Here is a 14,067-nt window from a genome sequence, read left to right as displayed (position 1 = left end):
GAAAACGAGCTTAACTCTGTGTCCTCACAAATGTAGCAGTTCCACAATGTCAACAAAGTTAGTGGAGGTTTTATATGCGATATAGAGCTTTTTTACATCCTCTGTCACTGATTCATCTAGCGCTAATATTCGTATTCTTAACACTTCAAAAAGGCGGAGCATATCGCCAGTTAATGCGTCAAAGTTGTTAACGGAATATTGACTATCTTGCGCGCGCTGTACTTCGGCAACAGCTGTCAGCTTTGCTTCCGGAAGTTTCGGATAGCGCCAAACCGCAGACGCTATGTTCGCTAATTCTTCCGCACGTTCCTGAATCTGTTTTTCATTCCAAACATCTACCTTGCGCAGGTAGTTATTAAGGTTTAGTGGGGATTGATTGAACCCACCTTCAATCTTCTTTTTATATAAAAAAGACCGATCGCTTAGTTCTGAGTTATACCCCGTAAGCGTTAGATTCCCTAGTGTATGAAGCCAGGATTTCTGTATCTCTCTCCAATTTTCGCCCAGCATCTCCTGCCAATCAGAGTTAAGTTCTTCATTTTGCGGTAAAATATGTTCAACTGTATATGAATTGACAGGCACAACTTCCTTCCTGCGGTAGTTTTCCATTTTATCTAGGAAGTACATCTTCTGCCTGAAATTATATAAATCCTTGATCTTGATTTCTCTATTAAATTCGTTTTCTTTGGGAAAACGCTTAGAGCCTTCGAATAAACACATAGTTGCAGCAAGACTATCTACATAGTCCGACTTGTCAATGGATTTATACAAAGTAAGAAATGTTTTATTGAGGCTGTTCGTTGGCACTCCACAAACTGCTCGTCTAAAGATGTAGCTTATGATCAGATCTAAAATTTTCAGAAATGCAATCTTATCAATAGTATTCCTACTATAATCATTGTAAACTGCTAATAAGAATGGATAAGCGGTGTCAACTTTGAGGATAGTGATCACCTTGAAGGCGGCTAGTAAACTTGCGTCTTTCTCCTTTTGCAGCACCATATTTGCATAGTATGCTGCATATTTGGTAAGCTCAGCAAGGAGATCTTTTATAAGCCATCCACTGGTGTAGGTTTTAAAGTCCGCATAAACTGCTCCAGTATTAGATATTACGTTGGTTTTTGCTGATAAATAGTCCCTTACAAAGCGGTCGAAATGCGTAGTATATTCATTACCGAAGCTTTTCTCCATCGGATACCAGTAATTCTCATACAATGCTTGTTGCATATCGATGTCCTGTCCCATTAGAATGTAATTTCGGATTAGATCCGCCTGTGACAGATCTAATCCGGTGGAATTCATACTTTCAAAGATGAGCTGGGGATTGTCTTTCTCCTTTTCAAGAGTTACATCTACAACAAACAGTTTCATCAAACCGTTATATATTTGAGATGCATTTTCACTCGTAATTTGACCCTTAAAATACTCATAATTTTCTGTCAGCCGCAACGAATGATCTTCGGGTGGTCGACGGCCGTCCAGAAGATTACAGTATGTCTCTTTGTCCTTTCTCGTCAACAGTAGTTTATACCCTAGTTCTCCTTCCTCCTCTGGATTGAGCAGGTAATAGTTTCGAAGTTTTGCGACGTTTGTTTCTAACTCTACTTCGTTCGCTTTCATAAACTCGGAAAGCGCCAAAATCACAAGGCTTACAGTGGTGACACGCTGTTGACCGTCAATAATTAACAAACGCGGCACATCTGTGGTATTGTAAATACTTTCTTGGAAGTACACGACAGAGCCAATAAAATGACCATTGGACGCCGTATTTCCTCCAATTTTTATTATGTCACGAAATAGTTGCTGACATTGGCTGCGTTGCCAACTATAAGTTCGTTGATAAACAGGGATTACGAATTGTTTGGGGCCTTTAACAACTGCTAAAAGGCTAGCTGCTGTTGCTTTCATTTTAGTTAAATTGGGTACATCGTTAGAATATGCAGTCTACATTGGGCTATTTAACCTTGGCATAATGCAGTCTGTCCATATTGGAGTTTTATAAAGTGTTTGCGACTATAAGAACATAAGCATAATCAAGCGGCTCTACTTCAATCACTAATTCAATGTTAGAATGTATAAACGACTTTTTCATGTATGCTGTCATTTAAGACTATTTAAAATTTTTTAGTAAGTAAAAATCCTTTATTGCTTGCCGTGATTAAATTAAGCAGGTTCGCAATGTCAATTATCAATATTGGGATTTGTTAAAGCCGCTTAATTATCTATACTATAAAGAACACTCAAGCGTTATTGTTTGATTTTATTTTGGGATATGAAGGAGGCGAAGCTTTGAATTTAATATTCTCCTTGTCATCTCTTATAAAATCAAATTCTTGTGCGGTATTTAGTGACTTCAGAGGTATATTTATAACATGACTATTAAACATTCTTTGCCCAATATATTTGTAAATAGTCCGTTCATTAGGATCACTGTATGGAGAAATGGATACAGTGCCTCCATAATACCCTGTATTACATATTGTCACATTACAATATAAAAGTCTGGTCAATGACTCTGCCATTGCGAAATAGGTGTTTAGGTCTTTGTTTAACGAAATAATAAATAAATGATGAATTTGCCCTTGGTAAAAAGCCATACGTTCTATATCAAATATATCAGAACAGATCATGATGCCGAAATTTCCAAGATCTTGAGATTGAAATATATACATGTTTTGTTCAGGATCGGAAGAACACTTACCTATGTTGGCAATCTCTTTCTTAAACATACTTCTTTCCATATATGTAAAATAGGTTTTTCCGAATTGCATTGAGGTTAGTTTAATCGAAGGACTACCTGTATCAACTTGATCGGGGAAACATATTATTCCCCGATTGCGAATCCGAGTTTTATCTATTGGATTCTGTTGAAAGTCTATACCAGAAATTATAATAACGTTATGCCTTTTACTTAGGGATTTTATAGTATTAATTCTAGCTACTGGGAGATGTAGTTCGGGAATCAATATTATGTGTGGCTTTCCATCGACTCTAAGCATTTCAATCAATCCAGTTTTAATTTCTTCCCAAACTCGTTCAGCTATAATTGGATTGATATTTAAAGAAAACGGAGGTGTCCTATTCCACGAAATATCGGGATTAATAACAGGTTGTATCATCCCTAAGGTTAAAAACTCTTTCATAAGGTATCAAAAAAGAAGTTACTTGATTTATTTAAATCGTCAAGATTAATGTATACAAGCTGCCTTGGCTCACGATCTATAACATTCCAATGGCTTTTTTTCAACTTGTCCTGAATTTTTCTTAAAAGCGAAAGATAGTCATTGATTCCTGATATTTTTATTTCATCACTAACTTTTATATACTCATTTTGATAGAAAATGTCGTTAAAATCTGTTTTTGAAAAGATTGCATTCAGAAGAATTCGCAAGTCTGATGATATAGGCTCATTCTCAAGAGCAATATATGCGCTACTATATAGTTGATCGATAAAAGTTATCTTGTTAGCAGCAGGGGGCCAGGTGAAAGTTTTTGATAACAATTTAATTAAGAGTATTGATAATCCAATCACAATTGGTATTTCAGGACTTCCCATAAACGGTAATATGGTACTCTTCCAACGTGATTGAATAGGGTAAAAGCGATGATCATAAATAAAGTGTCTTTTATCAGCAAGTTTGATTTTATGCTTACTAACAATTTTTTCCCATTCAGCCCAGTTTAAATGATGCTGAGTACCCCATTCCACTGGAATTAGATAATTTGAAGGGTGGACATACTTATAGTTAGATTTACTAACGGCAGAAAAAATATTTTTATTGACTTGTCGATTAACTTTTAATAAGCTAGATGAAATTTGTTTTATTATCTCGATTAGCGACCATTCAGTCAATCTGGGGTCTATCCAATTTAAATCGCGACTTTCAAAGAGCAACTTATCAAGCCACTGCTCCATGCTTATATATTTTGTATCGGCTCGTGTTAGAATTTTATGAATTGAAGGATAATGTTTAACACATTTAAGATAAGATCTTGTGTTGCTTTTTTCTTTGAGAGATTTAAGCATATCGTATGTAAATCCGTTACTACTTATGAGATTTGACATTTCTGAATATGGATGCAGTAACTTATTTCCTTTTGCTGGTATATTATCAATGATTTCTGTGATTTTTTTGTAAGGGATTAGATGTGGAAAAAGTGACAAAATACTCCAGCTCAAAGGATCGCTTAAATCAACTTTATTTACGGTTTGCGAAAAGAAGGCATCTTTTAATCTCCAGTTGTAATTAGATAAGTAATACCAGATTTGATTTGTGCTGTATATTTTATTTTTAAGTGCCTTTCTGGATCTAATAACATTTTTAATATTTAAAAACTCCGTTTGGGTTGATAGCTTGAATATCTCAGGAAGCTGTTCCAGAACGAATTTCTTTGATGTATTTAGATTTTCGCGCGCTTGTTTAGAGAAAGGATATTTTCCGGATAATGATGAGAATGATTTCGTGTTAATGTCAATTGAATTACGAATAAACTCATAAGAACAATGAGTTTTCCAGAATAGTGATTGATCATCATTTAGTAAGAAAAATGATTTTTCAAGGTTGACTTGTATATTTGTAAAGCAGTACGAAATTAGGTAAGTAAAGCTGCGCTCATGGATACTACATTTTCCGATTGTATTCAGTATCTCATTAATACCAGGGTAGCCTGTTTGAAAACAAAACTCAATGCATTTCTTCCATAACTTTACTTTATCGGGATTTTCTTTTAATGCTTTTAAGAGCAAGTTGAAAATCCCTTCTTGTTTTTTTCGGACTTTGCTAATTTCTAGCGCTAGTGTGTTAGCTATAAAATGCCTCCCTGCCTTGTCTTTTAGTTTATTCTTGAATTCTTGTTCTTCTTTTTTATCTTTCGGAATTCTCTTTTGGCCTTCTTTCAATTTTTTATATAAATTCTCAACAGCATCTTTGTTATTTTCATACGATGGATCAATAATTGAGAAATCCGGTTTAATTTCTAGTGCCAACCTACATAGCTTGCTCGAAGCAAATGACATCTTCGTATCGGGCCGAATTTCAGTTTTTGGGAATTCTGCAAGTAGTAGGTGCTTAAGGTCGATTTCAATATTGTCAATATCTTCTTTTTCCAGTAGATTGAAGTCAATGTTGTTGATATGTGAGACTTTTTTCAAAGTATTGGTCATCAAAGGGGTCGGAAACTCTACATCTAATTCATAGCTGACATCTTCTTCATTCGTATATGCAAATCCATTATTTTCGTCATAACTTAAAAAGTTTGCCGGTTCGATTTTGGATGGTTGGAATTTTAAAGAAGCGTTAAGCTTTGATATATTATTATTATAAAAATTTAGGAATGTAAGAAGTGCTTCTCTTGATTGGGCAAGTACTATATGATCATCTACATATTTGAATACCGCTATATTCTTATTTTTATTGACAAATTCATCAACTGCTTTATCAAGATCTAAGACCGCTACGTTAGCTAAAAAACCACCGACAACCAATCCAGTTGGTATGCCCCTGTAATTTTGAACGTTGGGTAAATCAAAAAGATTGCTATCCCGAAGATCCTGCTGATTCCATCCTTTAGTATTTAATGGAAAAGTTAGCATTTTATCTATCAACTTTAAAATCAGATTAACATCATCTCTTCTTGAGCCATTTTCTTTCGTTAAGCAAGCTGTAATATTTTCTATTATTTTAAATGAGTTTATAGTTGGAAAAAATTTCTCAAAATCTAGACTTACCCAGCTGAGTTTCGAATATTGGCCTTTTTTCCAATAGTCTTTCTTCAAGTATTTAGCGCTCTCGAATTTTGTGGCCGCCGCTTGTTCATAGACCGATAGCTCTTTTTCATCATGTATGTCTGTTGTTTTGAAGTGAGTCGTTTTGGCTAAGACTTTTATTGTTAATGCGATATGTCTTTTATATAAAGGCCAACTCTGTCCCCATTTCCTATAAACGTATTTAGACGTGTTTTTGAGAGACCCTTTTTTGAATATTATTCTTTCATCATGGGTGTTTTTTTCAAACCAAACAGGTCTATATAATCGATTGCCATAACTCCAGTCTGGCATTTGATCTTCTACATATTTCCCAATAACGTTAACTATTGCCATCCAGATAAGCTGATCATCAAGGCTAATGTTATAATATGGTCTGATACGCTTTTCACCTGTAGAACTACTTTTCTTTGGGAAGGGGAGTGGCTCGATCGGTTTTGGCGTGTATTGATCCTTTTTTATTAAGTCGATTATGTCGGCAATTCTCTTGGGAAGGGTCGCTTCATATTCAGCTAATACTAATGGATCATACCATTCATTCAGTTGCTTTATATAGAAACTAATTTTCTTAAATGCTATAAAGAAGTTTTCTTTATCTAAAAATTGATCCTCTAATCTTAACATATTCTATAGGAATATTGGTGGGAGAGTTAATAAATAATACTTTCAGTACCGGTCTCTATAATTGATTTTGATGCCTGTATAATGGCTTGTTCGCTTTTATTATAGATGATATCGATCTTTTTTCCAGCTAAAAAATAGCCATAGCCAACTTAAACTGGTAAATGTAACCGAAGGCCGGTCAAGTGTAAGTACCCCGTTTAGCAAACAGTATTCTTCTGGAGAATCGTTTCTTCAAGAACCATGTTTTTCCACTCTTCTGGGGTAAGATTATTTAATGCTTCATGTGGTCTACGCTGATTGTATTCTTCCAGCCACTCCTCTGTTAACTCTCGTACCTGGTTAAGGTCAAAAAATAAGTATGCATCAAGAACAGCCTCACGATATAGACGGTTAAACCTTTCTATATATCCGTTTTGCATTGGCTTACCTGGCTGGATGTATTGAACGATGATATTATTCGTTTTGCACCATAGGCAAAACTTTGTAGAAGTGAACTCCGGTCCATTATCTACTCGTATACTATTCGGCTTACCACGTGTTGTCAATATTCGGTCCAGTACCCGCGTAACCCTCTTGGCAGATAGGGATGTATCGATCTCAATAGCCAATGCTTCTCTTGAACAGTCATCCATTACATTAAAAGTCCGGAAGCGTCTATTACCAGTCATACTATCACTCATAAAATCCATACTCCAACTAACGTTAATCATTTGTTGCCTGATCAGTGGTTGCTTTATCCGGGCGGGTAATCGTCTTTTCCCTTTCCTACGTTTGTTGAGTTTTAATAGCCTATAAACACGGTAAATCCGTTTATGATTCCATTTATGGCCTGCCCTCCGCAAATAAGAGGATAGCTTCCTGAAGCCGTAATTAGGATGCTTAAAAGCCAATTCCTGCAATGCAATAATAACTGCATTATCATTCTTACGGCTATTGTAATAGAATTGAGATCGTGGAAAGGATACAAGTCTACAGGCCCTACTCACAGAAATACCTTCTTCACTAACCAGCTCATGCGCTATTTGTCTTTGGGTGGCAGGGCCCAGCCTTTTTTTGTGAAGAGATCTTTAAGAAGTTGATTATCCAGGGATACATCAGCATACATCCTTTTCAGACGCGCATTTTCTTCTTCTAGATCTTTCAAACGCCTTACATCTGAGGCTTCCATACCTCCATAACGACTCTTCCAATTATAGAAAGTCGCTTCTGAAATGCCGTGTTGTCGGCAGATCTCTTTGGTCGGTATCCCGGATTCTTGTTGTTTAAGGATAGAAACAATCTGGGATTCTGTAAATCTTGTTTTTTTCATGATGAACAGATTAGTTTAAAATTAACACTTTTATCTAATTTTAAACTGTCTGCCGTTAAGGGGTACTTACACAAGGAGCTGATCAAATATGGGTATAGTGCATAAGTTGAATAGATGTGTATGTGTACAATTATTTTAATTAAGTCTAAAACAATAGTTTTTAAAAGATCAAACATTAACGGTGGAATTTTGGAGCGAATGAAGTTTTAGGCGATAATTTCCTTCTTTAAGGCTCTCCTTCTAGTTAGCGCCAAGATTGAATTTCAGAAGTATTATAACCTTGTTATATAAATATTCGAAGAGCATTTATATTTGGGTTTTAATCCTCGATATACTTTGAACAATTGGTATCCGCTAAGCATGAGGTCAGTTTATAAACTAATAAATAAGAGTTCGGAATTTTTCAAGGCGGATTATGGTATTAAAATTTATTTCTAACTTATTAATTATCAAATGTATTATGGTGGTATTACTATTTACAATTAGTACAATTTTAAATAGAATACTGTGGTCGCTTAGCTTGTTGTATGGCCTATATTTCTATAAAACTTCGACTAATAGACCAATCTATAAATTTGTTAGGATTTGCTTACAATACTAACAATTATAAAGAATCTGTTTAATAATAAGGTGATTGCATTATTACACCACCTTTAACTACAATTAGTGAACTGCTATAGGCGGCTATAGAGGAGCGTCTGGTATAAAATCTTTTATCGAACATCCAAAAAACTTCGCAATCGCGTTCAAATGTTGAAGATTGTATTTCTCCCTTCTTTTAGGATTCTCACAATGCCCCACAAATGCATCATTAAATCCAGCCCCCTGGGACAAATCGATCTGACTCACCTTCCTAGCAGTTCTCATTTCCTTTACCTTTTCAATCACATATTGGTCTAACGGGGACTTAATATTCATCTTTTTGCTCGCGAATAAAAATATTCTAAAAATATTCAGCACATGTACTTGTCCATGTATATTTATTTCTTATCTTAGACTCACAATTATCAAATTAACTATATGAAACAAGATATGCGTATAACTAATACGGATACAGGATAGTTTTGTACATTTACAGACTCAAAAATATTTTATTGAAGCTCGCTTCTTACTTAATCCAGCCCGTGGAAAGTCGAAATTCTCAGGTATGCTAGGATGATAAGGAGAGTGCTCACGTTATTGGCGTGGGCCTTCTTGTCTGCATACAGCCCTTCGACTGGCTCCACGGCGGCAAGATGTGCTTGCGCCTTTTTCTTTTAGAAAAGGTACAGCCCTCTTACGCCTATACACTTCCGAAAATCATTCAAAACTTACAGGATTAACCAAACGGTAGCTAAGATATCCATCTTGGTCCAGGATCTTATTACCTAAAGCTGTAAATCTTAAAAATGAAGAAACAAATGACTTACTCTGAAAAGAGTGGGACTAGCCAGTCATTGCTTACTAAAAGCGAAACCGAATATCCTTTACAGGTATTCAATAAGGTTTTCATGAAGTATAGCTTGGAGTCTATTCTTCAGAGTATGAAAGCGGTTTTTACGGCATCATTCAATGTTGATCTTCAAAGAATGATTGAGGCTGGGCATATTTTGGCAAGTTCATCACAGCAACCTCGAACAGATGAAGATTTTGCCAACTGCCTACATGCCAAGCTGTTATTAGTGATGATAGATATGATTGATGCTCAATTGGGACTTGCTGAAATTGCGATGAATAGGCTGATGGAAGAGCATGAATTTCATCTTTTCGCTACCAGGCCAGAGATAGCCTGTCACATAAGCACATTTCGTCTGATTATGGCCCGGAGTAGGCACTTATTACGGGATATTAATCACAAGGTCAAGTTTAGTGGAGGTGATCTCACCCTAAATCCCAATATGGCAAAGTTCAATCTGGCAATCTTTATTGATGAGGTGACAGCCCCATTTAAATTATTCGAAGATGCAACAGGCAGAGTGGTCGAGATAAGGAACACAGTTGAATCAAGTCAAAACCTACTAACGGATAAGGTCATGCTGGACATAATAATGTCCAGTCTTATACACGTTGCATATGCCCACAGTAGAAAATCGACAAGGGTGTTCATATTAGTCGAAGCAGTAGCTGAACGGCTTTCAATTAGCGTGAAAAGTGAGGGAAAGCAAATGTCCAATGCCGATGTTGAAAATCTTTTTAAACTGCTTAATGGTTCGATAACACTGGCTAATAACTGGGGAGCGAACTTATATATGGCGAAGAAATGTATTGATGCGTTAGATGGCGTGATACGAGTACTTAGTGAAAAATACGAAACAGTCATTCAAGCCAGCCTACCATGCCTTTTGAGATAGCTGTGGCCGTAATGTATGCTCTGTGCATTGGATAGATCAAATGTGCCACCGAAATAGAGCTTAAGACTGACACACAAACCATTGTTTAATAATTCCTAGGCATTATTCCTTAGTACAGTCAAGGAGTAAAAATTCCACTATGATTCCCGTAAGAGCTAAAAAGAAGCTATCAATTTGTTTGGTTGACGAAGACCGGCTAACTAGGTCTGGCTTGGCACACGTTCTGGACAATATGGATATCTATATACCAATCATTTGTTCCAATTTCTATGAGTTGATAGATGAATATTTATGTTATACGCAAAAAGGGCCGCCCAATTTTATTATCTCGGAATGGTACAAAGACTTTTCTGATCCTGATTTCCTGGTCATTTTCAGTGATAGTCCACTAGCTATAATTCCGATAATTATCCTAACGGATGCGAGTAGGATCAAATCAGTTAAACCACCACGTGAAATGGATATCATTGGTACACTAGCCAAGCCTGTCAGTAGAAAAGAGCTTAAAGAAATGCTAACCAGTTACATAAAACATAAAAACGCAGAATAAGATGACTGAAATAAAAAGCTATTCTAACAATTTTTTAAATGATCTGATGACTTCCCTTGAACATGCACCAGATGAATTTACTAGTGCCATCAGTAAGGGTCTTCGATGGAGCAAAATAAGGTTAAAAGCAAATATGGAGGCTGATGCGCCTGTGGAGATTGATCTAATGTCTATCAAGGAGGCTGAGCATGTTTTAAGAATATATTAGCATTCTATTGTCTTTCATTTACTACTGAAACGATCACTCCACTGGAAGAAAAGATTGAACACTTCGCAGAAGCCTATTCAAAATATGCTGAAGTTATCGGACACTCATTTCAATACTATGATAAGAGATTTAGTTGCAGCTTTGGAAAATGCACCGGCCTTATTCAAAGAATGTGTTTGTTCAAATTTAAAGTGGCAACCCAGTAAATTCGACTCGTATCGTTTGGCGCCTGTAGCCAAGGATTATGATACATATACTGTTTTTAACAAAAAGCAGGTTAGCATAATTATTCCAATCTATGAGTCCCTTGTTATGTGCCAGATACATGATAGAGCGTTCAGATGGGATAAGCACCAGTTAACTTAATAATGCTTCCAGCAAGCCATTGAGCTCATATTCATATTATGAAAGGATACTTATACGAATGTTCGTGAATAATCCATAGCTGAAATAAACATAGGGTTTTATCTTGAAGGGAACACCGGTAATGGATTCTTCCTCCGCCGGTTTTTATTACCAACCATAAAAAAATAACTATATCCATATGAGAAATTTACCTGAATGGCACGAGAAGCCATTGGAATTGACAGTTGAAGAGATTTCTGAACCGATGTCGGTTGTTTCAGATTTCCTTCATTCTTATCCGTTGCCGGAATTTAGGGAGTATCTGCGATCACTTCTATTAATGGCATGTAGCGATCAAGATTGTAACGCGTCATTTAATATCATTCTGTGTGAGGATGTTATTCGATTAGTAGAGGCATGTAGTATAATATTAAAACGACGCTATGGAGAACCGACAGTGTAGAGATAGCCAATTAGTTTGTCTAGGTTTCCACCATTTTCCGACTCTTTTTAACTTGTTTCGATCTATTTCAACTAAAAGTCAAATGGATTTCAACTCGCGGGCAAATGGAAGTCGACTATTAGCCGATGCAGTTTATCTAGTCTTGAAACAGATTTACGCCATTTTAAATGCTCCTGAATATGGTTTACGACTGAATGGTGGAAAATAATCTGAGCAAATTCGAGCAAGTTTTTTACCATACATGACATTTCGAAGAAAAGCGGGAAAGTAGATTTTTGGGTGGCTGTATATTGGTCTCTTATTGAATCATATGAAACATGAAGTCCAACGTCAGTTACCCGCCAAGCCCTCAATCGAGGAAGCAAAACGAATCCTTCAGGCAGATCAATACGCTTATACAGACGAGGAAGTTACAATAATAATTGATTTCATACATCGTCTGGCCGCTATTGATCTGAATATCTATGAACAATCAAATCCACAAATCCATCACCTTAAAGACTACAACAATGATCAATCAAAGAAAAGCATTTCTATATCCAAGAGTAAGCACAGACGAGCAAGCTGACGGTTATAGCTTGGCCCATCAAGAGGAAGTATTAATACGTTATTGTGAGAAAGAGAATGTACAGGTAGTTGGCATTTACAGGGAAGACCATTCGGCAAAGACGTTTGACAGGCCGGAGTTTCAGAAGATGCTGCATGTAATCAGCAAAAACAAAGGCATTGTTGATCTGATATTATTTTCTAAATGGGATCGCTTCTCCCGAAATGTCGCCGCTGCCTACGAAATGATCGGTAAGCTGAAAAGGCTATCTGTAGAACCTCAGTCCATCGAACAGCCTTTGGACATGGATATACCAGAAAGCAAGATCATGCTGGCAATCTATCTTACTACACCGGAGGTAGAAAATGACCGGAGAGCCCTAAATACACTTCACGGTATGCGGAGAGCAAAGAAAGAGGGAAGATACCTGGGTATTGCCCCAATTGGCTATAAGAATGGACGGGACGCCCAGAACAAGCCCTTCCTTATCCCCAATGAAAAGGCAGAGACAGTCCGTTGGGCGTTCGAAGAGCTATCCAGGGGTATATGGGATATTGATACACTAAGGCGTATGGCAAATAGAAAGGGACTAAAAATAGGTCGTAGCCAGTTCTGGAGCCTCGTCCGTAATCCTGTTTATTGCGGGAAAGTCTTTATAGCTGCCTATAAGAACGAACCCGCTCATTGTGTAAAAGGTATCCATGAGCCTATCATCCCCGAAGGTCTATTTGACGATGTTCAGGACGTGCTAAAAGGGAAGAAGCGGAATGTCAGGGTCAATACCTTCACAGAAATTGATCAGCAACTCCCTCTAAGAGGTTTCCTAATATGCCCTCGCTGCGGAAGACTATTAAGTGGGAGTGGATCAAAAGGTAACGGCGGTATCTATTACTACTACCACTGCCAATCCGTAAAGTTTTGTAAAGAGCGTTTTCGGGCAGATACCGCTAACGAGGCATTTGTTAGACAGTTATGCCAGATAGCAGTCAATGCACCTATCATCGACTATTATTGTCAGCTTATCAGTAATTCACTAAAGAAGGATAACCAGGGGAAGGAGCAGGAGCTAAAAGAAACACAGGCTGAAATAGACAAGCTCTATACAAGAATACAAAACGCCCGTTCTTTGCGCCTGGACGATGAATTTACCGCAGAAGAATTTAAAGAGATTAAGACAGACCTTACCAAGAAGATAGAAGACCTGGAAAAGAAGAAGACTAAATTAATATCCACCAACGACAACTACCAGGAATACCTTTCCCAAGGCGGCGAAATCATAAAGAATATTGCTAATCGCTATATCACAGCTTCCCCAATAGGCAAAAAACAAATCATTGGTTCGATCTTCGCAGAAAAGCTGATTTTTTCAGAAAACAAATTTCGAACCACAGAACCAAACGTCATCCTCGAGCTGATAAGCAGGCCCAGAGCGGGCTCCGACGACTATAAAAAGCAAAAGGTCGGAGACTTTTCCGACCTTTCCGCTTTTGTGCCCAGAACAGGAATCGAACCTGCACACCACAGGGGAACTGCATTCTAAGTGCAGCGCGTCTACCAGTTCCGCCATCTGGGCAACTACTACATTCAACACTTATCCCACAACATCAATCCTATTTTAAATTAAACCTTTTTTCGAAAGGAAAAAATACACTTCCCTTAAAAAACACATCCTGAAACACACAAAACAAAATGTTAGAACCAAGACGGTTATACAATGCAAACAATCACCTGCATCACTAACGCATTTAAATATTGTAGAAGAAAATTTATCCGACAACCATACCCGAAATTGCGTAAAACCCGCACACCTGATTTATCTATTTTTACCATAAAAACATTCTTATGGCAAAAACAAACAACCCGTTACTAACCGGGTACAAGGTTAGTAAAAACGCAACAGGCAAGCAGTTTAGCCTAAAAAGCAGAA

General features: G+C 37.1%; 10 protein-coding genes and 1 tRNA gene. 5 read left to right on the top strand and 6 right to left on the bottom strand.

All coding sequences use genetic code 11. The features are described 5' to 3' along the window. Positions 1 to 24: 24 nt before the first annotated feature. The 5 genes from CPIN_RS20940 to CPIN_RS20915 all read right to left on the bottom strand — a co-directional run bounded on the left by CPIN_RS20940 (position 25) and on the right by CPIN_RS20915 (position 8,564). Positions 25 to 1,908 (bottom strand): GmrSD restriction endonuclease domain-containing protein, encoded by a 1,884-nt coding sequence (locus CPIN_RS20940; RefSeq protein ID WP_063715255.1) that lies wholly within the window; start codon positions 1,906 to 1,908, stop codon positions 25 to 27. Positions 1,909 to 2,240: 332 nt separating this feature from the next. Next, positions 2,241 to 3,143, bottom strand: coding sequence for a hypothetical protein (locus CPIN_RS20935; RefSeq protein WP_012791840.1), 903 nt, complete (start codon positions 3,141 to 3,143; stop codon positions 2,241 to 2,243). Further along, on the bottom strand, positions 3,140 to 6,388 hold the full coding sequence (locus CPIN_RS20930) for an RNA-directed DNA polymerase (RefSeq protein WP_012791839.1): 3,249 nt from the start codon (positions 6,386 to 6,388) through the stop codon (positions 3,140 to 3,142). Before CPIN_RS20930 ends, CPIN_RS20935 begins: the two co-directional genes overlap by 4 nt. Positions 6,389 to 6,585: 197 nt before the next feature. Further along, a protein-coding gene (locus CPIN_RS20925) for an IS3 family transposase (protein WP_148230517.1) occupies positions 6,586 to 7,697 on the bottom strand; the annotation gives its coding sequence in 2 pieces (ribosomal slippage) (positions 6,586 to 7,445 and positions 7,445 to 7,697; 1,113 coding nt in all). Between the two features lie 684 nt (positions 7,698 to 8,381). Beyond that, a complete protein-coding gene (locus CPIN_RS20915) occupies positions 8,382 to 8,564 on the bottom strand; it encodes a helix-turn-helix domain-containing protein (protein ID WP_245552131.1) in 183 nt (60 codons plus the stop codon). A gap of 521 nt (positions 8,565 to 9,085) precedes the next feature. On the opposite strand from CPIN_RS20915, the gene CPIN_RS20910 reads away from it, so the two are divergent. The 5 genes from CPIN_RS20910 (at position 9,086) to CPIN_RS39655 (ending at position 13,680) form a co-directional block, all read left to right on the top strand. Then, positions 9,086 to 10,027 (top strand): histidine kinase, encoded by a 942-nt coding sequence (locus CPIN_RS20910; RefSeq protein ID WP_044219318.1) that lies wholly within the window; start codon positions 9,086 to 9,088, stop codon positions 10,025 to 10,027. A gap of 139 nt (positions 10,028 to 10,166) precedes the next feature. Continuing rightward, positions 10,167 to 10,577 (top strand): hypothetical protein, encoded by a 411-nt coding sequence (locus CPIN_RS20905; RefSeq protein WP_012791836.1) that lies wholly within the window; start codon positions 10,167 to 10,169, stop codon positions 10,575 to 10,577. A gap of 1 nt (position 10,578) precedes the next feature. Then, positions 10,579 to 10,785: a hypothetical protein gene (locus tag CPIN_RS39390; RefSeq protein WP_012791835.1), complete on the top strand. Its 207-nt coding sequence runs from the start codon at positions 10,579 to 10,581 to the stop codon at positions 10,783 to 10,785. A 1,118-nt stretch (positions 10,786 to 11,903) separates the two neighbouring features. Further along, positions 11,904 to 12,161, top strand: a complete 258-nt coding sequence (locus CPIN_RS20890) for a hypothetical protein (protein WP_012791834.1) — start codon at positions 11,904 to 11,906, stop codon at positions 12,159 to 12,161. Further along, positions 12,058 to 13,680: a recombinase family protein gene (locus tag CPIN_RS39655; protein WP_148230797.1), complete on the top strand. Its 1,623-nt coding sequence runs from the start codon at positions 12,058 to 12,060 to the stop codon at positions 13,678 to 13,680. The genes CPIN_RS20890 and CPIN_RS39655 overlap by 104 nt, the downstream gene beginning before the upstream one ends. On the opposite strand, the gene CPIN_RS20885 is transcribed toward CPIN_RS39655, so the two are convergent. Continuing rightward, positions 13,631 to 13,713, bottom strand: a tRNA-Leu gene (locus CPIN_RS20885). The two genes, CPIN_RS39655 and CPIN_RS20885, sit on opposite strands and share 50 nt — an antisense overlap. Positions 13,714 to 14,067: the final 354 nt, after the last annotated feature.

The organism is Chitinophaga pinensis DSM 2588, from assembly GCF_000024005.1.
GTDB classification, from domain to species: domain Bacteria; phylum Bacteroidota; class Bacteroidia; order Chitinophagales; family Chitinophagaceae; genus Chitinophaga; species Chitinophaga pinensis.
Note: the sequence above shows the minus strand (reverse complement) of the source record. Positions and strands in the feature narration are given on the sequence as shown.

What these genes read in the sequence shown, in the direction of transcription:
- CPIN_RS20940 (WP_063715255.1), bottom strand. Translation starts at nt 1,908, where the DNA reads ATGAAAGCAACAGCAGCTAGCCTTTTAGCAGTTGTTAAAGGCCCCAAA.
- CPIN_RS20935 (WP_012791840.1), bottom strand. Translation starts at nt 3,143, where the DNA reads ATGAAAGAGTTTTTAACCTTAGGGATGATACAACCTGTTATTAATCCC.
- CPIN_RS20930 (WP_012791839.1), bottom strand. Translation starts at nt 6,388, where the DNA reads ATGTTAAGATTAGAGGATCAATTTTTAGATAAAGAAAACTTCTTTATA.
- CPIN_RS20915 (WP_245552131.1), bottom strand. Translation starts at nt 8,564, where the DNA reads ATGAGAACTGCTAGGAAGGTGAGTCAGATCGATTTGTCCCAGGGGGCT.
- CPIN_RS20910 (WP_044219318.1), top strand. Translation starts at nt 9,086, where the DNA reads ATGAAGAAACAAATGACTTACTCTGAAAAGAGTGGGACTAGCCAGTCA.
- CPIN_RS20905 (WP_012791836.1), top strand. Translation starts at nt 10,167, where the DNA reads ATGATTCCCGTAAGAGCTAAAAAGAAGCTATCAATTTGTTTGGTTGAC.
- CPIN_RS39390 (WP_012791835.1), top strand. Translation starts at nt 10,579, where the DNA reads ATGACTGAAATAAAAAGCTATTCTAACAATTTTTTAAATGATCTGATG.
- CPIN_RS20890 (WP_012791834.1), top strand. Translation starts at nt 11,904, where the DNA reads ATGAAACATGAAGTCCAACGTCAGTTACCCGCCAAGCCCTCAATCGAG.
- CPIN_RS39655 (WP_148230797.1), top strand. Translation starts at nt 12,058, where the DNA reads ATGAACAATCAAATCCACAAATCCATCACCTTAAAGACTACAACAATG.